The organism is Sphingobium sp. MP9-4 (assembly GCF_005281675.1).
In the GTDB taxonomy this organism is placed as follows: Bacteria; Pseudomonadota; Alphaproteobacteria; order Sphingomonadales; family Sphingomonadaceae; genus Sphingobium; species Sphingobium yanoikuyae.
The window spans coordinates 12,144-34,335 of sequence record NZ_LUFI01000104.1; the positions used below are offsets into that span (position 1 = coordinate 12,144).

Annotated in this window: 17 protein-coding genes; 11 read left to right on the forward strand and 6 right to left on the reverse strand. The window is 65.7% G+C overall.

Features of this window, described 5'->3' with window-relative positions:
• Positions 1-5: 5 nt before the first annotated feature.
• The 5 genes from A0U87_RS25320 to A0U87_RS25340 are packed head-to-tail and all read right to left on the reverse strand — an operon-like array spanning position 6 to position 4,798.
• The gene (locus A0U87_RS25320) at positions 6-296 is read right to left on the reverse strand and encodes a ribbon-helix-helix domain-containing protein (RefSeq protein ID WP_048937657.1); all 291 of its coding nucleotides are present in this window, start codon (positions 294-296) and stop codon (positions 6-8) included.
• On the reverse strand, positions 296-1,018 hold the full coding sequence (gene phbB, locus A0U87_RS25325; protein WP_004208456.1) for an acetoacetyl-CoA reductase: 723 nt from the start codon (positions 1,016-1,018) through the stop codon (positions 296-298). The genes A0U87_RS25320 and phbB overlap by 1 nt, the downstream gene beginning before the upstream one ends.
• Positions 1,019-1,037: 19 nt before the next feature.
• Positions 1,038-2,045, reverse strand: a complete 1,008-nt coding sequence (hemH, locus tag A0U87_RS25330) for a ferrochelatase (protein WP_048937658.1) — start codon at positions 2,043-2,045, stop codon at positions 1,038-1,040.
• Complete coding sequence (locus A0U87_RS25335; protein ID WP_137406116.1) at positions 2,045-4,324, reverse strand: molybdopterin cofactor-binding domain-containing protein; 2,280 nt, start codon at positions 4,322-4,324, stop codon at positions 2,045-2,047. Before A0U87_RS25335 ends, hemH begins: the two co-directional genes overlap by 1 nt.
• Positions 4,325-4,363: 39 nt before the next feature.
• The gene (locus A0U87_RS25340) at positions 4,364-4,798 is read right to left on the reverse strand and encodes a CoA-binding protein (protein WP_017500408.1); all 435 of its coding nucleotides are present in this window, start codon (positions 4,796-4,798) and stop codon (positions 4,364-4,366) included.
• Positions 4,799-4,960: 162 nt separating this feature from the next.
• On the opposite strand from A0U87_RS25340, the gene A0U87_RS25345 reads away from it, so the two are divergent.
• Both A0U87_RS25345 and A0U87_RS25350 read left to right on the forward strand, forming a co-directional pair.
• The gene (locus A0U87_RS25345; RefSeq protein ID WP_048939292.1) at positions 4,961-5,638 is read left to right on the forward strand and encodes a hypothetical protein; all 678 of its coding nucleotides are present in this window, start codon (positions 4,961-4,963) and stop codon (positions 5,636-5,638) included.
• A gap of 49 nt (positions 5,639-5,687) precedes the next feature.
• Positions 5,688-6,146: a GNAT family N-acetyltransferase gene (locus A0U87_RS25350; RefSeq protein WP_048939293.1), complete on the forward strand. Its 459-nt coding sequence runs from the start codon at positions 5,688-5,690 to the stop codon at positions 6,144-6,146.
• On the opposite strand, the gene A0U87_RS25355 is transcribed toward A0U87_RS25350, so the two are convergent.
• Positions 6,147-7,112 carry an Mrp/NBP35 family ATP-binding protein gene (locus A0U87_RS25355; RefSeq protein WP_048939294.1) on the reverse strand — a complete coding sequence of 322 codons (966 nt, stop codon included), beginning with the start codon at positions 7,110-7,112 and terminating at the stop codon, positions 6,147-6,149. It lies immediately after the preceding gene.
• Between the two features lie 73 nt (positions 7,113-7,185).
• On the opposite strand from A0U87_RS25355, the gene hflK reads away from it, so the two are divergent.
• From hflK to rpoB, 9 genes are all read left to right on the forward strand, one after another.
• Positions 7,186-8,316, forward strand: a complete 1,131-nt coding sequence (gene hflK / locus A0U87_RS25360) for an FtsH protease activity modulator HflK (protein ID WP_170978473.1) — start codon at positions 7,186-7,188, stop codon at positions 8,314-8,316.
• Complete coding sequence (locus tag A0U87_RS25365; protein WP_004208464.1) at positions 8,313-9,152, forward strand: protease modulator HflC; 840 nt, start codon at positions 8,313-8,315, stop codon at positions 9,150-9,152. Before hflK ends, A0U87_RS25365 begins: the two co-directional genes overlap by 4 nt.
• Positions 9,153-9,280: 128 nt before the next feature.
• Complete coding sequence (locus tag A0U87_RS25370; protein ID WP_017500403.1) at positions 9,281-10,789, forward strand: Do family serine endopeptidase; 1,509 nt, start codon at positions 9,281-9,283, stop codon at positions 10,787-10,789.
• Between the two features lie 117 nt (positions 10,790-10,906).
• A complete protein-coding gene (locus A0U87_RS25375; protein WP_137406117.1) occupies positions 10,907-12,538 on the forward strand; it encodes a helicase HerA-like domain-containing protein in 1,632 nt (543 codons plus the stop codon).
• Positions 12,539-12,623: 85 nt separating this feature from the next.
• Positions 12,624-13,928 carry an MFS transporter gene (locus A0U87_RS25380; protein WP_137406118.1) on the forward strand — a complete coding sequence of 435 codons (1,305 nt, stop codon included), beginning with the start codon at positions 12,624-12,626 and terminating at the stop codon, positions 13,926-13,928.
• Positions 13,925-14,842, forward strand: coding sequence for a cysteine synthase A (cysK, locus tag A0U87_RS25385; protein WP_048939297.1), 918 nt, complete (start codon positions 13,925-13,927; stop codon positions 14,840-14,842). Before A0U87_RS25380 ends, cysK begins: the two co-directional genes overlap by 4 nt.
• A gap of 19 nt (positions 14,843-14,861) precedes the next feature.
• Positions 14,862-16,247, forward strand: coding sequence for a cell wall hydrolase (locus tag A0U87_RS25390; RefSeq protein WP_048939298.1), 1,386 nt, complete (start codon positions 14,862-14,864; stop codon positions 16,245-16,247).
• A 72-nt stretch (positions 16,248-16,319) separates the two neighbouring features.
• On the forward strand, positions 16,320-17,663 hold the full coding sequence (locus tag A0U87_RS25395) for an aminotransferase class V-fold PLP-dependent enzyme (protein WP_048939299.1): 1,344 nt from the start codon (positions 16,320-16,322) through the stop codon (positions 17,661-17,663).
• A 306-nt stretch (positions 17,664-17,969) separates the two neighbouring features.
• Positions 17,970-22,127 (forward strand): DNA-directed RNA polymerase subunit beta, encoded by a 4,158-nt coding sequence (gene rpoB / locus A0U87_RS25400; RefSeq protein WP_004208471.1) that lies wholly within the window; start codon positions 17,970-17,972, stop codon positions 22,125-22,127.
• Positions 22,128-22,192 lie beyond the last annotated feature (65 nt).

Here is a 22,192-nt window from a genome sequence, read left to right on the forward strand (position 1 = left end):
GACGCTCAGCCTTGCGGAAAATCCTGTGTCCGGACGCGGGCAAAGAGCCAGCAGCGGATCGCGCTGGCCAGATTGGGGGGATCGTCGGCCGCCATCCGCGTCACGTCGATCCGGGCGATCAGCGCATTGATCGGCAATTCGGCCTCGGCAGCCGCTTCACGCAGCGCCTGCCAGAAAATCGGCTCCAGGCTGATCGCGGTCTGGTGCCCGGCAATGGTCACGCTGCGCTTGACCGGAGGGGCAAAGGGCGACGCCCCGGACGCGGCTGCGCCATCGGAAGCGTCGCCCTTGGCCATCAATACATGTGCTGGCCGCCGTTGATCGACAGCGTGCTGCCGGTCACGAAGCCGCCTTCGTCGCTGCAGAAGAAGGCGACGCCACGGGCGATCTCATGCGCCTGACCCAGACGGCCGACCGGGATCTTGGCGACGATCTTTTCCAGCACCGGTGCCGGCACGGCGGCGACCATGTCGGTGTCGATATAGCCGGGCGCGATCGCATTGACGGTGACGCCATATTTGGCGCCTTCCTGCGCCAGCGCCTTGGTGAAGCCATGGATGCCCGACTTGGCGGCGGCATAATTGACCTGGCCATATTGGCCGGCCTGGCCGTTGATCGAACCGATATTGACGATCCGGCCCCAGCCGCGCTCACGCATGCCGCCAAAGGTCGCCTTGGCCATGTTGAAGCAACCGCCAAGGTTGATGCGCATGACTTCGTTCCAGTCGTCGAAGCTCATCTTGGCTAGCACGCCGTCACGGGTGATGCCCGCATTGTTGACGACGATGTCGACCGGGCCGAGCGCTTCCGCCACCGCAGCACAACCGTCCAGGCAGGCCTGATGATCGCCGACGTCCCATTTGAAGCTGGCAATGCCGGTGGCGTCGGTGAAGGCCTTGGCCTTTTCCTCGTTGCCGGCATAGTTGGCGGCAACCGTATATCCCATTTCCTTGAGTGCCAGGCTGATGGCTTCCCCGATACCGCGGGTTCCGCCGGTCACGATCGCTACTCTCGACATGCGCCTGTCCTCTCCTGTGCTAGACCCTCTGGTCCACCCATCCTGAAAGCTCGCGGCCGACCAGCCGCTGGTAGAGGGTGATAGCTTCGGGGGATGCGTTTAGACAGGGCAAAAAGGCAAATTTTTCGCCACCTTCCGCTAAAAAAACTTCTTTCGCGCGAAGCCCGATTTCCTCTAGGGTTTCCAGACAATCTGCCGAAAATCCGGGTGTCACGACAGCAATGTTCCGGACACCTTCCTTCACCAATCTGGTGAGCGTCGCTTCGGTCTCCGGTTCCAGCCATTTGGCCCGGCCGAAACGCGACTGGAAGCTCATATGGACGGGCAGGTCCATCGCCGCATCGAGCAGCCGGACTGTCTCCACCGACTGGTGATAATAGGGGTCGCCCAGTTTCAGCGTCCGTTCCGGCATGCCATGGAAACTGGCGAGCAGCGCATCGGGCCTGAAGTCGAGCTGCGCCAGATGGCCGTCGATCGACGCCTTCAACGCGGCGATATAGTCGGGATCGGCATAATAAGGCGGCAGGGTGCGGATCGCCGGCTGCAGCCGCATGTCGGCCAGCGCGGCAAAGGCCTTGTCCAGCGCGGTCGCGGTGGTCGCGCCGGAATATTGGGGATAGAGCGGCGCCAGCAGGATGCGGTCGCACCCCTGCGCCGTCATCGCCTGGAGCCGGCTGGCGATCGACGGATTGCCATAGCGCATCGCCCAGTCGACGATCAGGTCCGGCCCCATCGCCTGCTGCAACGCCTCCGCCGTCTCGCGGGTATAGACCGCCAGCGGCGATCCGCCGGGCATCCACACCTGCTGATAGGCATGGGCCGACTTTTTCGGCCGCGTCGTCAGCACCGCGCCGCGCAGGATTGGTTGCCAGATGATCTGCGGAATTTCCACCACGCGCGGGTCGGACAGGAATTCCGCCAAATAACGGCGCACCGATGTGGCATCGGGCGCGTCGGGTGTGCCGAGATTGATCAGCAGCACGCCGACGCGCGATGGCGTGCGAGTGTCAACTTCGCTGTCAGGCATCAGCCATTTCCCATGATCGGCAGGCTGCGGAATCGCTGCCCGGTGACGGTGAAGAGCGCATTGGCGATCGCCGGCGCGGCAAGCGGTGCGCCAAGATCGGTGACGCCGGCCGGATCGGCCGTGCTGCGGATCAGCTCCACGCTGATCTCTCCTATGTCGCCCAGCCGCGGCAGGTTCATCCGCCCCAGCATCGCGCGCGTCGGCATGCCACCGGCGTAGGGCACCGACGCCCCCATCGCGAGCGCCAAGCCATGGATCAGCCCGCTTTCTATCTGCTGCCGCGCGATATCGGGATTGACCTGATCGCCGCAATCCACCGCCGCGACCATCCGCCGGACGCTGAGCTTGCTGCCCTCGATCCCCGCCTCGACCATCACGGCGGCATAGGCGCCGTTCATCATATGCGCGGCGATCCCCTGCCCGCTACCGGCAATGCCCCCCTGCCAGCCTCCCATCGCGGCCGCCGTGGAAAGACAATGGGCAAGGCGCGGATTGCCGCCCAGCATCTGGATGCGGAACGACATCGCCTCGATCCCCGCCAGATGGGCGAGTTCGTCAAGGAAGCATTCGGTGAAGAAGGCGCCATGGAGATGCGCATTGCCGCGCATGAAGCCGAGTGGCAGGCCAACGTCAGCGGGATAATGATCCACCGCCCAGTTCGGAATGGCATAGGGCGGCACCATGCCGGCCACCGCCAGCCGGGTCGCCTTGTCACCCGCTTCGGCGGCGGCCTCATGCGACAGCTTGCCATGAGCGATGCGCGACCAGGTCTGGGTCATGGCGCAGGGAGCCGCCACCTTGGCCAGCCAGCCTTCGACCATGCCACCACGGCCCAGCTTTGCCGCCATGCGGGCATGGGCCGGCGCGCCCGGCCGATCCTGAATCACATCCTCCAGCCGCGACCAGAGCAGTTGCACCGGACGACCGACATCGCGCGCGATCAGCGCCGCCTGCACGCCCGCCTCCCAATCCATATGCCGTCCGGTCGCGCCGCCGGCATGAAGTGGATAGAGCGTCACCGCACTGTCTGACAGGCCCAGCGCATCGGCGATCGCGGCGCGGGCCAGCGCGGGCGCCTGCGTCGCCATCCAGACCTCGGCGCCCTCCTCCGTCACCCGTGCCGTCGCGCACATCGGCTCCAGCGCCAGATGCAGGCCGGGATCCACCTGATATTCGCTGGCCAGGATCGTCGCCTTCTCGAACACCGGCAGCAGATCACCCTGCACATAGAGACGCCGGCCGGCATCCCCGGAAAAGGCATCCTCCAGCGCTGCATCGATGCGGCCGCTGTCGACCGGCGTGCCGCGCAGGGTGAAGCTGGGATCGATCAGGTCGAGCGCCCGGTTCGCCGCCCACCAGTTGGTGCCGACCGCCGCGATCCATCGCTCTGTGCGGACCAGTTTCAGGAAGCCGGTGACCTTCTGCGCCTCGGCATCGCGCGCATCCTTCAGCACGGCGTCGCCGATCGGCCCCTGCCGGATCGAGGCGAAGACCATGTCGGGCAGACGGATGTCGGCGGCGAAATTATGGCTGCCGTCGATCTTGGACGGGGTGTCGAGCCGCGGCAGATCCTGCCCGGTCAGCCGGCCGTCATTGCCCTGACGATAGGGCAGGATGTGGGGCAGGGTGAAACCGGCGGCATCCTCCACAACATCGCCCAGCCGCAGCTTGCGCTCGGCCCCGTCGGTGATGATGCCATTCTGGATGTCGCAGCTTTCCCAGGGCAAGCCCCAGCGCGCCGCCGCTGCCTTGCACAGCAGCACGCGCGCTGCCGCACCCGCCCTACGATAGGCGTCATGGAACATCGGCACCGACGTGCCCGCCCCGGTCAGCATCAGCCCGCTGCGCATCGCATATTGGTCGATCGCCCAGCTGCCGGCATCGCCCGCCACGCGGGTCCAGTCGCTTGCCAGCCAGTCACGCGCCAGCAGGCCGTTGGCATAGAGCGGGCTGATCGGCGCGCTCTGCACCGCGACGGTGCGCCAGTCGGCGCCAAGTTCGTCCGCCAAAATCTGCGGCAGGATGGTGGTCACCCCCTGCCCCATTTCGGTCTGCGGCACGATGGCGATCACCTGCCCGGCCCGATCGATCTTGAGGAAGGCGTCGAAAACCTGCTCGCCCGGCCCGACATTGAGATTGGGCCGATAGCTGCGCGGCCAGGCCGCCCAGGCCAGAACCAGTCCCGCTGCCGCGCCACCACCGACCAGTAGCGTGCGACGGCTCACACCTCTGTCGCTCAAACCTCTGTCTTTGCGTCGTTTCAACGGTGCCCGCGCCATGGCCTTGCTGATAGAGACGCTGGGCCGTGCTGCCTAGGGCTAATCCGCCGCGATCGGCGCAAGGCCAAGCCGCCGGATCTCGATCGCAGGGCAATAGTCCATCACGACCTTGAGCCCCGCCGCTTCGGCCCGCGCCGCGGCATCGGCATCGATCACCCCCAATTGCATCCAGACCGACTTGGCGCCGGCGGCGATCGCCTGGTCCACCACCTCGCCCGCGGCCTCGCTGCGCCGGAAGATGTCGACCATGTCGATCCGCACGCCGATGTCCGACAGCCGATCCCAGACGAATTCGCCATGGACATGTTCGCCGGCGATCTGCGGATTGACCGGCAGCACGCGATAGCCATGATCCTGCAGCGTCTTCATCACGCTGTAGCTCGGCCGGTCGGGGCGATCGGAAATGCCGACCAGCGCGATCGTCCGGGTTTCGTTGAGCAGATCGGCAATATCCTGCGCGGCGGTGAGCGGCATGGCGGTCCTCCTGTTCTGGTCCCGATATGGGCAGGGCGAAGGCGCGAACAAGGGGCCTGGCGCACGCCGCTCCTAACCAATTCCTAAGCAGCGTCCGGCTAGGCCCGGCAATGCGCGATTCGCGCCGGCCGGTGGGGACGGGCCGTATTCAGGGGGTCTGAGATGAAGTCTGTCGTCATTACCGCGCTTGCCATCATGTCCGCGACTGCCCAGCCATTGCTGGCACAGGCCGATGCGCCGCTGCCCGTCATGCAGCCGCCCGAGGCCAGTCCGGCCATGGTCCTGCCCGCCAACACCGCCATCATGCTGCGCATGAACAGCGAATTGTCCAGCAAAACCGCCAAGGAAGGGTCGATGTTCGACCTGTCGGTCGCCGATCCGGTGATGGTCGATGGCTATGTCGTCATCCCGATGAACGCCCGCGCCGTAGGCGAAGTGACCTGGCTGACCGGCAAGGGCGCGTTCGGCAAATCGGGCAAGATGAATATCGAACTGCGCTATATCGAAGTGGCCGGGCGCCGCATCCCGATCAAGGGCAGCTTCCGCCAGGAGGGCGAGGGCAATACCGCTGCGACCATCGGCGGCGTGATCGCAGCCGGCGTGTTCGCAGGCTTCATCACCGGCAAGACGGCGATCATCCCGGCCGGCCGGGAACTGCAGGCCTTCACCCAGAATGAGATCGCGCTGGCGCCGCCGCGCCGCCCCGCGCCCATGCTGGGCCAGCCGGCACCGATCCCCGCCAGCTATACGCCCGCACCCCGCGCTGCGCCGCTGCCGGCCGCCCGGCCAGCACCGCGTCGGTCGATGGTCGACCCGTCGCTGGAGATCAACGTCAAATAAGCCGGACTTGGTCGTGGCGCACCGCACGCGCCACGGCTAGACCCTGCCCATGTTCGATATTCGCAAAGACGATCTGAGCGGCGCACCGACCCGCGCGCTATTGGCCATCCATCTGGCTGGCATGCAGGCGGAATCGCCGCCAGAAAGCGTCTTCGCGCTCGACCTGTCAGGATTGCAGCAGCCAGGCATTTGCGTCTGGACCGCCTGGGATGGCGACAGCATCGCCGGCGTCGCCGCGCTGCGCGATCTGGGCGGCGGCCAGGGCGAACTCAAATCGATGCGCACCCATCCCGATCATCTGCGCCGGGGCGTGGCTGCAGCGCTGCTGCGCCATATCATCGGGCAGGCACGGCAGCGCGGCATGACCCGCCTCAGCCTGGAAACCGGCAGCGGCCCCGCCTTCGATCCGGCGCTGACGCTCTATCGCCGGCACGGCTTCGGCAATGGCGAGGCGTTCGGCGATTATCGCGCGAGCGCCTTCAACCAGTTCCTGCACCTCGGCCTCTGATCAGGCGGCCTTTGCCAGCCAGGCCGCGACCTTTTCGGCGACGGCGCGGAAGGCATCGGCATGCGGCCCTTCGCCGGCCGCCGGCGGATCACCCGCGTCGGAGCGCTTGCGAATGTCGATCGCCAGCGGAATGCGGCCGATGAAGGACAGGCCAAGCTCGCCCGCCGCCGCTTCCGCGCCACCGCAGCCGAACGGATCGGACACTTCGCCACAATGCGGGCAGGCATAGCCGGCCATATTCTCGACCAGTCCGATCATCGGCACCTGCGCCTGTTCGAACAGGCTGATGGCGCGGGTCGCGTCCATCAGTGCCAGATCCTGCGGCGTCGAGACGATGACGGCGCCGACCGGCTTGTGCTTCTGGAGCATGGTCAACTGAATGTCGCCAGTGCCCGGCGGCAGGTCGATGACCAGCAGGTCGGTGTCGCCCCAGTCGGCGTCGATCAACTGCCCCAGCGCATTGCCGACCATCGGCCCGCGCCAGGCCAGCGCCTTGCCCGGATCGACCAGATGCGCCATCGACAGCATCGGAATGCCGAGCGGGCTTTCGACCGGGAACAGGCGCTTCTCGCGCGCCTGCGGCTTCTGGTCCTCGCTGGCGAGCAGGCGGGCCTGCGACGGGCCGTAGATGTCGGCATCGACCAGACCGACCTTGTGACCCAGCCGCGACAAAGCGATGGCGAGATTGGCCGACAGGGTCGACTTGCCCACCCCGCCCTTGCCCGACGCCACGGCGATGATGCGCGGCGCGCGTCGCTCGGCGGTCATGGCAATGCGCACGTCGGTGACACCCGGCAGCATCAGGCCGCCCTCGCGGATGGCGGCCGCCACGGCATCGCGCCGTTCGGGCGCCAGACCGCCCACGTCGAGCGCCAGGGTCATGACGCCATCCTTCACCCGCGGCGCGCTGGCACGGCCATCGGTCAGCGTCTTCAGGCGGGCGGCAAAATCATCGATATCGGTCATGACTGGGCCCTCTAGGCAATAATCGTCGTTAAGGGCACTGTTTTTCGCGTGCAGCCATTCCTATAGAGATGACATGAGAAGATTATTCGGGTGGATGCCCGGCATCGCGAGCGCCATGGCCCAGGGTCCCTGGGGCGGCAAGGGTGACGGGCCTGAGGGCAATGACGGACCGGGCAAGAACGGGTCCGGCGGGGGCAGTGATGGCCCGCGCAATCCCTGGACCCAGCCCGGCAAGCCGGCCGGCGGCAAATCCCCCTCCGCAATCGAGGAATTGCTGCGCAAGAGCCGCGAAAGCTTTGGCCAGGGCGGCGGCTTCGGTAGCCTGCCGCCGCGCGCGAACGGCCGGGCGCTGTGGCCGATCGCCGTCGGCATTGTCGTCGTCCTGTGGCTGGTGCTGACCAGTTTCCACCGGGTCGGCCCGCAGGAACGCGGCGTCGTCACCCTGCTCGGCAAATATAGCCGCACCCTCTCGCCCGGCATCAGCCTGACCCTGCCCGCCCCGTTCGAGGCGGTGCGCACGGTCGATGTCGAGGAAATCCGCACGATCGACATCGGCTCGGCCAGCGCGGAGAGCGAAAATCTGGTGCTGACCGGCGACCAGAATATCGTCGACCTGGCCTATTCGGTGCGCTGGAACATCCGCAATCCCGAACTCTATCTGTTCCAGTTGGCCGACCCGGACGCATCGATCCGCGAAGTGGCGGAAAGCGCGATGCGTTCGGTGGTCGCCAGCGTCAGCCTGGACGATGCGCTGGGCGCGGGGCGCACCGAGATCGAGCAGCAGGTCGAACAGCGGATGCAGGAGATTCTCGACGGCTACAAGTCGGGCATCCGCGTCCAGGGCGTGGCGATCAAGCAGGCCGACCCGCCGGCTGCCGTCAACGATGCCTTCAAGGAAGTGTCGGCCGCGCAGCAGACCGCCCAGACCTATCTGAACGAGGCCCGTGCCGCCGCACAGCAGGTCACGGCCAAGGCGCAGGGCGAAGCCGCAGCCTTCGACAAGGTCTATGAACAATATCGGCTGGCACCCGACGTGACCCGCCGGCGCATGTATTACGAAACCATGGAGGGCGTCCTGTCCACCGTCGACAAGACGATCGTCGAAAGCGGCAACGTCACCCCCTTCCTGCCCCTTCCCGAACTCAAGCGGCGCGCCCAGGGGACACCCCAGTCGGCTGCCAATGCGACGGAGGAAGGCCAGTGAGCTTGCGCAATCCCATCGCCCTCGCCATCGGCGCGATCATCCTGCTGATCCTGGTCGGCAGCACCGTCACCATCGTGCCGGAAACCCGGCAGGGCGTGATCGTCCGCTTCGGCGAGCCCAAGCAGATCATCAACCGCTATCGTCCGAACGAGGATTTCGGCAAGACCGGCGCCGGCGTCATCCTGCGCGTGCCCTTCTTCGACCAGATCGTCTGGATCGACAAGCGCGTGCTCTCGGTCGAGATGGAGCGCCAGCAGGTGCTTTCGACCGATCAGTTGCGCCTGCAGGTCGATGCCTTTGCCCGCTATCGCATCGTCGATCCGCTACGCATGTATATTTCGGCCGGCAGCGAGGAAAAGGTGTCGGACGCCCTGCGCCCGATCCTGGGTTCGGCGCTGCGCAACGAATTGGGCAAGCGGCCTTTCGCCGCGCTGCTCAGCCCCGAACGCGGCCAGGTGATGCAGAATATCGAGGCCGGGCTTGACCGGGTCGCGCGCCAATATGGCGCCGAGATCGTCGACGTGCGGATCAAGCGCGCCGACCTGCCCGATGGCACGCCGCTGGAAAGCGCCTTCACCCGCATGCGCACCGCGCGCCAGCAAGAAGCGCTGACGATCCGCGCCCAGGGCCTGAAGCAGGCACAGATCATTCGCGCCGAGGCCGACGCCAATGCCGCCCGCATCTATGCGGAAAGCTTTGGCAAGGACGCGAATTTCTATGACTTCTATCGCGCCATGCAGGCCTATCGTTATACCTTCGCCCCGGATCGGGCGGGCGGCACGACGATGGTATTGTCGAAGGACAATGAGTTCCTGAAGCAGTTCCAGGGCCGCTAACAGCAGGTTTCAGGATCATTACGGAACCAGTGTCATTCAATATCGGTTAAGGCAGGGCGGCGCATCGATAAGGCTCCCCGAGAGTCCCGCCCTTCCCGCTCCCGAATTTCTGAAGAGGACCGTCACGAGTGCGTTACGCTTATGCCATCACCGGCGCCCTGCTGCTCGGCGGCACCGCCATCGCCGTCACGACCAGTTCCAATGTCGGCGCGCAGACCGCCCAGAATGAAGGCCTGCAGGCCGCTGCCCCCGCCGGCGCACCCGCCAGCCTGGCCGACATGGTCGAAAAGCTGCAGCCGGCCGTGGTCAACATCTCGACCAAGCAGCGCGTCACCGTGCAGAATCCCTTCGCCGGCACGCCCTTTGGCGACCTGTTCGGCCAGGGTGGCGGCGGCAAGCCGCAGACCCGCCAGGCCCAGTCGCTTGGCTCGGGCTTCCTGATCTCGGCCGATGGCTATATCGTGACCAATAATCACGTCGTGTCGGCCGGTGCGGAAGGCGCCAGCGTCGACAGCATCACGGTCACCATGACCAATAAGGAAGAATATCCCGCCAAGCTGGTCGGCCGCGATCCCGCAACCGACCTTGCGGTGCTGAAGATCGACGCGAAGAAGCCCCTGCCCTTCGTCAAGTTCGGCGACAGCACCAAGGCGCGCGTGGGTGACTGGGTCGTCGCGATCGGCAACCCCTTCGCCCTGTCGGGCACCGTGACCGCCGGCATCATCTCTGCCGTGCATCGCGGCACCGGTGGCACCTATGACAAGTTCATCCAGACCGACGCATCGATCAACCAAGGCAATAGCGGCGGCCCGATGTTCGACATGCGCGGCAACGTGATCGGCATCAACAGCCAGATCCTGTCGCCCTCGGGCGGCAATGTCGGCATCGGCTTCGCCATCCCCTCGGAACAGGCAGCGCCGATTGTCGACACGCTGCGCCAGGGCCAAAGCATCAAGCGCGGCTATCTGGGCGTGCAGATCAGCCCGCTGGGCGAGGATATGGCGGACTCGCTGGGCCTCGCGAAGAATCGCGGCGAGTTCGTGCAGGGCGTCGAGCCTGGCAAGGGCGCCGAAAAGGCCGGCATCAAGGCAGGCGACGTGATCGTCAGCGTCGCCGGTCAGGAAGTGACGCCGGACCAGAATCTGTCGTCGATCGTCGCCAACAGCAAGATCGGGTCGAGCGTGCCGATCGTGCTGCTGCGCAACGGCCAGCGCATGACCCTGAACGCGGTCGTGGGCGAGCGCCCGAGTGAAGACGAGCTCAATAATTTCGCCCAGCAGCAGGATGATGATTTCAGCCAGCAGGGCGACCAGGGCAGCGACACCCAGGCGGCCCAGAAGTCGCTGGGCATCTCCGCCATCCCGCTGACCCCCAGCATCACCCGCCAGCTGGGCGTTGCCGGCGACACCCGCGGCATCGTCATCACCGCAGTCGACGGATCGACCGACGCCGGCGCCAAGGGCCTGCGTCGCGGCGACGTGATCCTGTCGGCCAATAACCGGCCGGTGCTGACCCAGGCGGATCTGGATGCACAGGTGAAGGCGGTGTCGGCCCAGGGTCGCAACGCCATCCTGCTGCAGGTGCTGCGTCGCGGCCAGGCGCCGTTGTTCCTGCCCATCCGCCTGCGCGACAAGTAAGTCAGCGAAAGCGACAATCGTTACGGGCCGCGCTTGCCGGATTGCCTGCCTCCCTTCTAAGAAGGAGCAGACAGTCCGGCGGGCGCGGCCCGACCCGTTTTTGAGGAGCATAAGCCCATGAGCGACGGCATCTTCCTTGGTCTGGGCGCGCCCGAAAAGGACGGCGGCATCCCCCAATATCTGAACCTGCGCCGGGCCAATCGCCACGGCCTGATCGCCGGTGCGACCGGCACCGGCAAGACGGTGACGTTGCAGGGCATTGCCGAAAGCTTCTCGGCGCTTGGCGTCCCGGTGTTCGTGGCCGATGTGAAGGGCGACCTGTCGGGCATTTCGATGGCCGGTTCGCCGACCGCCAAAAATGCCGACAAGCTGGTATCGCGCGCCAAGGAAATCGGCATCGCCGATTACAGCTATGCCGACAATCCCGCGATCTTCTGGGATCTCTACGGCGAACAGGGCCATGCGATCCGCACCACGGTCAGCGAGATGGGACCGCTGCTGCTGGCCCGGCTGATGGGCCTTAACGACACGCAGGAAGGCGTGCTCAACATCGCCTTCAAATATGCCGATGAGGAAGGGCTGCTGCTGCTCGACCTGGGCGATCTGCAGGCCATGCTCGCCTATTGCGCGGAAAATGCCGATACGCTGTCGGCCCGCTTCGGCAATGTGACCAAGGCCAGCGTCGGCGCGATCCAGCGCCAGTTGCTCCAGCTCGAAACCCAGGGCGGCGACCATTTCTTCGGCGAGCCCGCGCTCGACATCCACGACTTCCTGAAGGTGGACGACAAGGGGCGCGGCTATGTGAACGTGCTTGCCGCCGACAAGCTGATGCAGAGCCCGAAGCTCTACGCCACCTTCCTGCTCTGGCTGCTGAGCGAATTGTTCGAGACGCTGCCCGAAGTGGGCGACCCCGAAAAGCCGGTGCTGGTCTTCTTCTTCGACGAGGCCCATCTGCTGTTCGACGACGCGCCGGCGGCATTGCAGGACAAGATCGAGCAGGTGGTGCGCCTGATCCGTTCCAAGGGCGTGGGCGTCTATTTCGTCACCCAGAACCCGATCGACATTCCCGAAGCCATTGCCGGCCAGCTCGGCAACCGGGTGCAGCATGCGCTGCGCGCCTTCACCCCGCGCGACCAGAAGGCGATCAAGGCAGCGGCCGACACCTTCCGCATCAACCCCGATCTCGACATCGAAACCGCGATCACCGAACTCGAGACCGGTGAAGCGCTGGTATCGCTGTTGCAGGAAGATGGCGCGCCCGGCGTGGTCCAGCGCACGCTGATCGCCCCGCCCCGTTCACGCCTGGGTCCGGTCGATGCCAAGGAGCGGGCGATCATCCAGTCGATCTCGCCCTGCGACGGCAAATATGACAATGCGGTCAACCGTGAATCCGCCGAGGAAATCCTGGCCGCGCGCGGCGAGGCCGCCGTTGCCGCTGCGCAGGCTGCCAAGGCTAAGGTCGAGGCCGACAAGGCCGCCGCCGCCCAGGCCAAGGTCGAGGCCAAGCAGCGCGAACAGGAGTTGAAGGAGCAGGCCCGGCGTGACGCCGCCGCCGCGCGCGAGGCGGCCAAGCCCAGCAGTCTCGACAAGGCGGTGCAGTCCGCCACCCGCTCAGCGGCGTCTTCGGTAGGCCGTCAGGTCGCCAATGAACTGGGCCGCGCCGTGTTCGGCGGATCAAGCCGCAAATCGTCGGGCGGCGGCATCGCCGGCCAGCTGGTGCGCGGCATATTGGGCAGCCTGTTCAAATAAGGATGGGCCAGTAACATGGACAACGGGCCGGTCGATTATGTCCGGCCCGTTGCTATCCGCCACGGGATAAGGCTAGAGCGCGGCCATGTCTTCCTCGGCTGCTGCACCCCACCCGCTCCATTTCGGCAATTTCCGCGCCTATCTGGTCGGCCGTTTCTGCGCCACGCTGGCGCAGTACAGCATGATGATCCTGCTTGCCTGGCAGGCCTATAATGTCGCGCGGGAGACGATGAGCACGGGCGAGGCATCGGCGCAGCTTGGCCTCATCGGCCTGGCGCAGTTCCTGCCGCTCTTCTTCCTGACGCCGGTGACCGGCTGGGTGGCCGATCATTTCGACCGGCGGATCATCACCCGGCTGACGCTGGCGCTGTTGATGCTCGCCGCAGCCGTGCTGGCCTTTGCCACCTATGAGGGCTGGGTCAGCCTGTCGCTGATATTTGGCATCGCGGTCATCGTCGGCATCGCCCGCGCGTTCAACGGGCCGGCCTATGGGGCATTGGCGCCCAATCTGGTGCCGCCCGCCGTGCTGCCGACCGCCATCGCCCTGTCGTCGGTCGCCTGGCAGACCGGCGACATCCTCGGCAAGGCGGTGGGCGGCTATGCCTATGCGATCGAGCCCTGGGCCGCCTATGCACTGTCGGCGGCCTTGTTCGGCGTCGGCCTCATATCGATGATGATGATCGGGCCGGTGCCCCAGCCGCCGCGCCAGCAGGGCCGCCATCCGATCCGCCAGATGATCGACGGCTTCACCTATCTCAAGAGCAATCGGCTGGTGCTGGCGACGATCACGCTGGACCTGTTCGCGGTATTGCTGGCCGGTGCGACCGCGCTGCTGCCCGTCTATGCCCGCGACATCCTGCATGTCGGGTCGACCGGCTATGGTCATCTGGCGATCGCGCCGGGGATCGGCGCGGCGCTGACCGCGCTCTGGTTCTCCTTCCGGCCGATGAAGACGCAGGTCGGCCTCAAGATGCTGGCGGCGGTCATCCTGTTCGGCCTGGCCACGATCGCGTTTGGTTGCACCGCCTTCCTGCCGCGCGACATCGCGGTGGAGGCCGGCATCGCAGCACTGATCGTGCTGGGCGGCGCCGACATGGTGTCGGTGTTCGTGCGCCAGTCGCTGGTGCAGTTGCACACGCCCGATGCGATGCGCGGCCGCGTCTCCAGCCTGTCGCAACTGACCATTTCCGCCTCCAATGAACTGGGCGAAGCGGAATCGGGCTTCCTTGCAGCGCTCGTTGGGCCTATCGCTGCGGTCATCGGGGGTGGCGTGGGCGCCATTCTCGTCACGATATTCTGGGCGCGGCTCTTTCCCGAACTGCGCCTTGCACGCACTTTCGACCCACCCGACTTAAGGGAGGCGGACATCAGCCAGGAGACGGCCCAATGAAAGCTGCCACTATTCTCGATACCATCGGCAATACCCCCCATGTCCGGGTCAACCGGCTGTTCGGGGACGCTGAAGTGTGGATCAAGTCGGAACGGTCGAACCCCGGCGGGTCGATCAAGGACCGCATCGCGCTGGCCATGATCGAGGCGGCCGAGGCATCGGGCGACCTGAAGCCGGGCGGCACCATCATCGAGCCAACGTCGGGCAATACCGGCGTGGGCCTGGCCATGGTGGCCGCGGTCAAGGGTTACAAGCTGATCCTGGTCATGCCCGAGAGCATGTCGATCGAACGCCGCCGGCTGATGCTGGCCTATGGCGCCAGTTTCGACCTGACCCCGCGCGAAAAGGGCATGAAGGGCGCGATCGAACGGGCGCTGGAACTGGTGTCGCAGACGCCCGATAGCTGGATGCCGCAGCAGTTCGAGAATCCCGCCAATATCGACGTGCATGTCCGCACCACCGCGCAGGAAATCATCACCGATTTCGCCGACGCGCCGATCGACGTGCTGATCAGCGGCGTGGGCACGGGCGGCCATATCACCGGCACCGCCGAGGTGCTGAAGAAGCAGTGGCCGAACCTTAAGGTCTATGCGGTCGAGCCGACCCTGTCGCCGGTCATCAGCGGCGGCCAGCCCGGCCCGCACCCGATCCAGGGCATTGGCGCCGGTTTCATCCCGGCGAACCTGCACACCCAGATTCTCGATGGCGTGATCCAGGTCGATCCGGCCGATGCGAAGGACTATGCACGTCGCGCCGCCAGCCAGGAAGGCATGCTGGTCGGCATCTCGTCGGGCGCCACGCTCGCCGCGATCGCGCAGAAGCTGAAGGAACTGCCCGCGGGCAGCCGCGTTCTGGGCTTCAATTATGACACCGGCGAACGCTATCTCTCGGTGCCCGACTTCCTGCCCGAATAAACGGCACAAAGCCTAGGGCATGACCGACGGCACTTTCCCTGACCGGCCACATCGCGCGATGTGGCTGATATGGCTGTTGCTGTTCGTCGGTCTGCCCATGGCGGTGGCCGGCTGGGAAAGCCGGCCGCGCGCTGGCGACGAGGCGGCGCAGGGCCGCCGGCTGGCGGCTGTAGCGGCCGCCCGTTTGCGCCGCCCCACAACGCCACCGCCCGCGGTCGAACCCGTCAAAGTTTTTGCACTCGGCCCCGAGCAGGCCCGCGACCTCAACGCCCAGATCCCCTTTTCGCGCGATCCCAATCCATCGGCCCGACCGTTCCTGTTCCGCGGATCGGAAAGCGACCTTGCCCGCGCCACGGACTGCCTGGCGGCGGCCCAGCTTTACGAAGCGGGCGACGATGCGGTCGGCGAGCAGGCGGTGGCACAGGTCGTGCTCAATCGCGTGCGCCACCCGGCCTTCCCCAAGACGGTCTGCGGCGTGGTGTTCCAGGGGCAGGAACGGACCACCGGCTGCCAGTTCACCTTCACCTGCGACGGCGCACTGGCCCGCACGCCATCCATCGGCGCCTGGGCACGGGCGCGGGAGATTGCCCGCGGCGCGCTGGCCGGCAAGGTGTTCAAGGCGGTCGGCTATGCCACCCATTATCATACCGACTGGGTCGTGCCCTATTGGAGCGGCAGTCTGGACAAGATCACCGCGGTCGGCACGCATCTGTTCTTTCGCTGGCGCGGCTGGTGGGGCACGCCGCCTGCCTTCCGCCTGGGCGAAGCCGGTGGCGAACCGCTAATCGCCCGCATCGCCCGCCTGTCCGCCGCGCATCAGGGCCTGCCGGGCAGCGGTCTTCCGGGCATGCCGCCGGTGCTGGCGACCGAAGCCGCCGACGCGCTGGCCGCCAGGCCGGAACGCGCCATCGGATCGGACTCACTGGGCAAGACGATCGGCGGCGTCCGACTGATCGCGATCGCACCGGGCGGACGCAGCTTCCTGGTCGAACTCAATCGCAGCAGCCCGCCGGAAAGCTGGCCCGCGCTGGCCGAGACCTTCTGTGCCGGCCGGCCCGAATGCCGGATCATGGGCTGGCGCGGCGGCGCCGTCCCGACCGGCCTGCCGCTCAACGACGCCCAGCTTGAGGCGATGAGCTTCGCCTATATCCATTATGTCGGCAACGGATTGCAGCGCGCACTGTGGAACTGCAGCCAGTTCCCCCGCCCGAGCAAGGCCGAATGCATGCGCCAGCGCGTGCCGACCGCGACGCCAGCGCCGCCGCCCGCGGCCGCCGTCGCGCCCTCGCTGGACGGGGTGCGGCGCAAGGAGCGGTTCGAGACGGTCAAGATTGCACCGGCCCCACCCGCCACGCCGCCGATCGTGACACCGAAGGTGACACCTGTAACGCCATCCGGCTCCTGATGCGGACGGCGCTGGCGGATTTCGCGCGTCATTACGTTATGGTATAAAATAACGACATTCATCGGGGGCAAGATGGTTACGCGGCGGGGCTTTATCGGACGGGCAGGCGGCGCACTGGGTGTCACTTTCGGTGTCAGCCTGGGGCTGGATGGCGCGGTTGCGGCCACGACCGGACCGTCAGATGGCTGGCCCGACGAGGCCCCCTTCCGCTTCGCCGGCGACATGGCGGATTTCGAGGCGGCACAGCGCGCACTGCTGCCCCTCTATGACGTGGAGCGGGATTTCGCGACCTTCGACGCGGCCTATTATGGGGTGATGACCCGGCCGGTGGCGGCCAGCTATCGCGCCTATTCGCAATGGGTGAACCGCAACAATTCGCTGTTCCTGCGCAATGCCGCGCCCGGCCATCCGCGCGACGCCGAGCTGGACCGGTCGCGCACGGCCGTGGCAAAGCTGCTCGGCGCGCAGACCGAGGAGATCGCGCTGTCGGGCGGCGGCACCGAGGCGCTCTATGCGCTGATCGCCAATTATGCGCTGCTCAAGGCCGGTGACGCCGTAATCTACGCCGATGTCGACTATGACGAGATGCAATATGCCTGCGACTATCTGGAGCAGAGCCGGGGCGCCCGCATTGTCCGCTTCAGCCTGCCCGAGCCGCATACGGAAGCGAATATCCTGGCGGCCTATGACAGGATCTTGAAGGAAACGCCGCGCGCGAAGCTGCTGCTGCTCACCCATTTGTCCAATCGCAACGGGCTGGTGCCCCCGGTCAAGGCGATCGTCGCCATGGCCAAGGCGCGCGGCGTCGACGTGATCCTGGACAGCGCCCAGGCGGTCGGTCACCTGCCCTTCACGGTCGAGGACACCGGCGCCGACTTCATCGGCTTCTCGCTGCACAAATGGCTGGCCGCGCCGCTCGGCACCGGCGGCATCTATATCCGCAAGGACCGGCTGCAGGACATTTCCCCCTGGCTCGGCAACCGCATCCATGGGCCGGAAGATATCCGCGCGCGCATCCCGACCGGCACGGTCGACTTCGCCGCCCGCCTGACCATCCCGCGCGCCATCGCGGTGCAGGATGCGATCGGACTGGAGGCCAAATATCGCCATCTCGTCCGGCTGCGCGACTATTGGGTCGAGCGGGTCCGCGACATCGCCGGACTGGAGATATTGGTGCCGCAGGAGGCCGACCGCTTCGGCGCCGTCACCGGTTTCCGCCTGCCCGGCATGAAGGGGCCGGATGGCGCCAAACAGGCCGCCAAGCTGTTCCTCGACAAATATCGCCTGCTGGTGGTGGCCAAGGCCGGGCTCGCATCCGGACCGGTGCTGCGCGTGACGCCTGCCCTGTTCAACAGCAGCGCCGAACTGGATCGGCTGGTCGCGGCGATCAGGGCGGAGCGGCATCTCTTCACCTGACCCCCTTCACAAAGCCGCCCCCTTTTCCTATATGGGCGGCTCGAAATCGGTTCGTTCCTGTCCTCCCCGGATGGGACGGTCCGTCCCCCTCATCGCTCGGGGTCCGGTTCGCATAGCGCACGAAACCGGCGGAATTGGGCGAGTTTGGCGGGCAACAAGACGCTGACAGTGCGGATCGGACAGTCCCGGCCCGCACTTTTTTGCGTGGAATATGGGGTGCGAATCACCCCGGATTCCAGAGCATCCGGACTGAATTTCCGCTGCAATGCGGAAAAACACGACGAACAGACGACAGGCAGGAACCGCATGGCGACCAAGGCTCTCCCAACGATCAACACCGGCGCGAAGAAGCGCATCCGCAAGGTGTTCGGCGACATCCACGAAGTGGTGCAGATGCCGAACCTGATCGAAGTTCAAAGGGAGAGCTACGAACAGTTCCTCCGTTCCAACCCGGCGATCGGCTATGTGTCGGGCCTGGAAAAGACCCTGCGCAGCGTCTTCCCGATCCGCGACTTCGCCGGCACCGCCGAAATGGACTTCGTCCATTATGAACTGGAAGACCCGAAGTTCGACGTCGAGGAATGCCGCCAGCGTGGCATCACCTATGCCGCGCCGATGCGCGTCACCCTGCGCCTGATCGTGTTCGAGGTCGATGCCGACACCGAAACCCGTTCGGTCCTCGATATCAAGGAGCAGGACGTGTACATGGGCGACATGCCGCTCATGACGCAGAACGGCACCTTCATCGTCAACGGCACCGAGCGCGTCATCGTGTCGCAGATGCACCGTTCGCCGGGCGTCCTGTTCGATCATGACCGTGGCAAGACCCATTCGTCGGGCAAATATCTGTTCGCTGCCCGCGTCATTCCCTACCGTGGTTCGTGGCTCGACTTCGAGTTCGACGCCAAGGACATCGTCAACGTGCGTATCGACCGCAAGCGCAAGCTGCCGGTCACCGCGCTGCTGTACGCGCTCGGCCTCACCGCCGAGGAAATCCTGGGCCAGTTCTACAACAAGGTGACCTTCGTCCGTGGCGAAGGCGGCTGGCAGATCCCCTACACCGCCGAAGCCTGGCGCGGCCTGAAGCCCGCGTTCGACATCGTCGACGCCAAGTCGGGCGAAGTCGTGTTCGCCGCCGGCCACAAGATCAGCCCGCGCGCTGCCAACAAGGCGGAGAAGGATGGCCTGGCCACCCTGCTGATCCCGACCGAGGAAGTCTATGGCCGCTACAGCGCCTATGACCTGATCAACGAGAAGACCGGCGAAATCTACATCGAGGCCGGCGACGAAGTCAGCCCCGAAAACCTCGAAAAGCTGGACAAGGCGGGCATCGACCGCCTGGAACTGCTGGACATCGACCATGTCACCACCGGCCCCTGGATCCGCAATACGCTCAAGGCCGACAAGGCCGAAGAACGCGACCAGGCCCTGAGCGACATCTATCGCGTCATGCGCCCCGGCGAGCCGCCGACGAAGGAAACCGCCGAAGCGCTGTTCGCCGGCCTGTTCTTCGATCCGGAACGCTATGACCTCTCTGCGGTCGGCCGCGTGAAGATGAACATGCGCCTCGACCTGGATGCCGAGGACACCGTCACCACCCTGCGCGTCGAGGACATCCTGGCCGTCGTCAAGGAACTGGTGAACCTGAAGGACGGCAAGGGCGAGATCGACGATATCGACAATCTCGGCAACCGTCGCGTCCGCTCGGTCGGCGAACTGCTGGAAAACCAGTATCGCGTCGGCCTTCTGCGCATGGAACGTGCAGTCAAGGAACGCATGAGCTCGGTCGACGTGTCGACCGTGATGCCGAACGACCTGATCAACGCGAAGCCTGCCGTGGCCGCGGTGCGTGAATTCTTCGGCAGCTCGCAGCTGTCGCAGTTCATGGACCAGACCAACCCGCTGTCGGAAGTCACCCACAAGCGCCGCGTGTCGGCCCTTGGGCCGGGTGGTCTGACCCGTGAGCGCGCCGGCTTCGAAGTCCGCGACGTTCACCCGACCCATTATGGCCGTATCTGCCCGATTGAAACGCCCGAAGGCCCGAACATCGGTCTGATCAACTCGCTGGCCACCTTCAGCCGCGTGAACAAGTACGGCTTCATCGAAACGCCGTATCGCAAGGTGATCGACGGCAAGGTGACCAACGACGTCGTCTATCTGTCGGCGATGGAAGAGGCCAAGCACACGATCGCGCAGGCCAACGCCGAAACCAATGCCGACGGCACGCTGGCGGAAGACCTGATCTCCGCCCGTGAAGCCGGCGAATTCCTGATGGCGCCGCGCGACAACATCACCCTGATGGACGTCAGCCCCAAGCAGCTGGTGTCGGTCGCGGCCTCGCTCATTCCGTTCCTGGAAAATGACGACGCCAACCGCGCCCTCATGGGATCTAACATGCAGCGTCAGGCGGTGCCGCTGGTCCGTGCCGAGGCGCCGTTCGTCGGTACCGGCATGGAAGGCACCGTGGCCCGTGACTCGGGCGCGGCGATCGCTGCCAAGCGCGCCGGCATCATCGACCAGGTCGACGCGACCCGTATCGTGATCCGCGCCACCGGCGATGTCGAACCCGGCCAGTCGGGCGTCGACATCTACACGCTGCAGAAGTTCCAGCGCTCCAACCAGGACACCTGCATCAACCAGCGTCCGCTGGTGAAGGTGGGCGAACTGGTGCAGGCCGGCGACGTCATCGCCGACGGCCCGTCGACCGAGTTCGGCGAGCTGGCGCTGGGCCGCAACGTGCTTGTCGCGTTCATGCCCTGGAACGGCTACAACTACGAAGACTCCATCCTGATCTCCGAGCGGATCGTGAAGGATGACGTCTTCACCTCGATCCATATCGAGGAGTTCGAGGTCATGGCCCGCGACACCAAGCTGGGTCCGGAAGATATCACCCGCGACATTCCGAATGTCGGTGAAGAAGCGCTGCGCAACCTCGACGAGGCTGGCATCGTGTACATCGGCGCCGAAGTGGAGCCGGGCGACATCCTGGTCGGCAAGATCACCCCCAAGGGTGAATCGCCGATGACCCCGGAAGAAAAGCTGCTCCGCGCGATCTTCGGTGAGAAGGCAAGCGACGTGCGCGACACGTCCCTGCGCCTGCCGCCGGGCGTTGCCGGTACCGTCGTCGAAGTCCGCGTGTTCAACCGTCACGGCATCGACAAGGACGAACGCGCCATGGCGATCGAGCGGGAGGAAATCGACCGTCTCGCCAAGGACCGTGAAGACGAACGCGGCATCCTCAACCGTGCGACCTTCAACCGTCTGCAGGAAATGCTGATCGGCCAGACCGCCACTGCCGCGCCCAAGGGCGTCAAGAAGGGCGTTGTGATCGACGAGGCTCTGCTGGGCGAAGTCGAGCGTCACGAATGGTGGAAGTTCGCGGTCGAGGACGATGTCCGTCAGACCGGCATCGAAGCCGTTAAGGCGCAGTATGACGAAGCGGTGAAGCTGATCGTCGAGAAGTTCGAGGATCGCGTCGACAAGCTGCAGCGCGGCGACGAGCTGCCGCCGGGCGTGCTGAAGATGGTCAAGGTGTTCGTCGCGGTGAAGCGCAAGCTGCAGCCGGGCGACAAGATGGCCGGCCGTCACGGTAACAAGGGTATCATCAGCCGCATCCTGCCGGCCGAAGACATGCCCTTCCTGGAAGACGGCACCCCCGTCGACTTCGTGCTGAACCCGCTGGGCGTGCCGTCGCGCATGAACGTCGGTCAGATCTTCGAAACCCATCTGGGCTGGGCCGCACGCGGCCTGGGCGCCCAGATCGGCCAGGCTCTGGATGCATGGCGTGAAGCCAATCCGAACCCCGAGGCGGGCCAGCCCCCCGAGGCGGTGAAGGAACTGCTCAAGACGATCTATGGCGACAATTATGTCGCCGAAATCGAGGCACGCAGCCCCGAGCAGATCGTCGAGCTGGCGCAGAATGTCCGTGCAGGCGTGCCGATGGCCACGCCGGTGTTCGACGGTGCCGTCGAATCCGACGTGTCGGCGATGCTGAAGCTGGCAGGCCTGGACGAATCCGGTCAGGTTTCGCTGTTCGACGGCCGTACCGGCGACGTGTTCGACCGCAAGGTGACCGTTGGCTACAAGTATGTCCTGAAGCTGCATCACCTGGTCGACGACAAGATCCACGCACGTTCCATCGGCCCCTACTCGCTCGTCACCCAGCAGCCGCTGGGCGGTAAGGCGCAGTTCGGTGGCCAGCGCTTTGGTGAAATGGAAGTGTGGGCGCTCCAGGCTTATGGCGCCGCCTACACGCTGCAGGAAATGCTGACGGTGAAGTCGGACGACGTGGTCGGCCGCACCAAGGTCTATGAGGCGATCGTCAAGGGCGACGACACGTTCGAGGCCGGCATTCCCGAAAGCTTCAACGTGCTGGTCAAGGAAATGCGTTCGCTGGGCCTCAACGTCGAACTCGCCGCGATGGACGAGATTGACGACGACGGCATGGCGGCTGCGGCGGAATAAGGGATGCGCGGGCGCTGCTCCGGCAGCGCCCCCTCCCCTGCTTCGCCCGAAAATTACACCCTCTA

Excerpts from the sequence above, each read along its gene's own strand:
- A0U87_RS25320 (WP_048937657.1), bottom strand. The coding sequence starts at position 296 with ATGGCCAAGGGCGACGCTTCCGATGGCGCAGCCGCGTCCGGGGCGTCG.
- A0U87_RS25355 (WP_048939294.1), bottom strand. The coding sequence starts at position 7,112 with ATGACCGATATCGATGATTTTGCCGCCCGCCTGAAGACGCTGACCGAT.
- A0U87_RS25345 (WP_048939292.1), top strand. The coding sequence starts at position 4,961 with ATGAAGTCTGTCGTCATTACCGCGCTTGCCATCATGTCCGCGACTGCC.
- A0U87_RS25375 (WP_137406117.1), top strand. The coding sequence starts at position 10,907 with ATGAGCGACGGCATCTTCCTTGGTCTGGGCGCGCCCGAAAAGGACGGC.
- A0U87_RS25395 (WP_048939299.1), top strand. The coding sequence starts at position 16,320 with ATGGTTACGCGGCGGGGCTTTATCGGACGGGCAGGCGGCGCACTGGGT.
- A0U87_RS25335 (WP_137406116.1), bottom strand. The coding sequence starts at position 4,324 with ATGGCGCGGGCACCGTTGAAACGACGCAAAGACAGAGGTTTGAGCGAC.
- A0U87_RS25350 (WP_048939293.1), top strand. The coding sequence starts at position 5,688 with ATGTTCGATATTCGCAAAGACGATCTGAGCGGCGCACCGACCCGCGCG.
- A0U87_RS25390 (WP_048939298.1), top strand. The coding sequence starts at position 14,862 with ATGACCGACGGCACTTTCCCTGACCGGCCACATCGCGCGATGTGGCTG.
- cysK (WP_048939297.1), top strand. The coding sequence starts at position 13,925 with ATGAAAGCTGCCACTATTCTCGATACCATCGGCAATACCCCCCATGTC.
- rpoB (WP_004208471.1), top strand. The coding sequence starts at position 17,970 with ATGGCGACCAAGGCTCTCCCAACGATCAACACCGGCGCGAAGAAGCGC.
- A0U87_RS25380 (WP_137406118.1), top strand. The coding sequence starts at position 12,624 with ATGTCTTCCTCGGCTGCTGCACCCCACCCGCTCCATTTCGGCAATTTC.
- hflK (WP_170978473.1), top strand. The coding sequence starts at position 7,186 with ATGAGAAGATTATTCGGGTGGATGCCCGGCATCGCGAGCGCCATGGCC.
- A0U87_RS25340 (WP_017500408.1), bottom strand. The coding sequence starts at position 4,798 with ATGCCGCTCACCGCCGCGCAGGATATTGCCGATCTGCTCAACGAAACC.
- hemH (WP_048937658.1), bottom strand. The coding sequence starts at position 2,045 with ATGCCTGACAGCGAAGTTGACACTCGCACGCCATCGCGCGTCGGCGTG.
- phbB (WP_004208456.1), bottom strand. The coding sequence starts at position 1,018 with ATGTCGAGAGTAGCGATCGTGACCGGCGGAACCCGCGGTATCGGGGAA.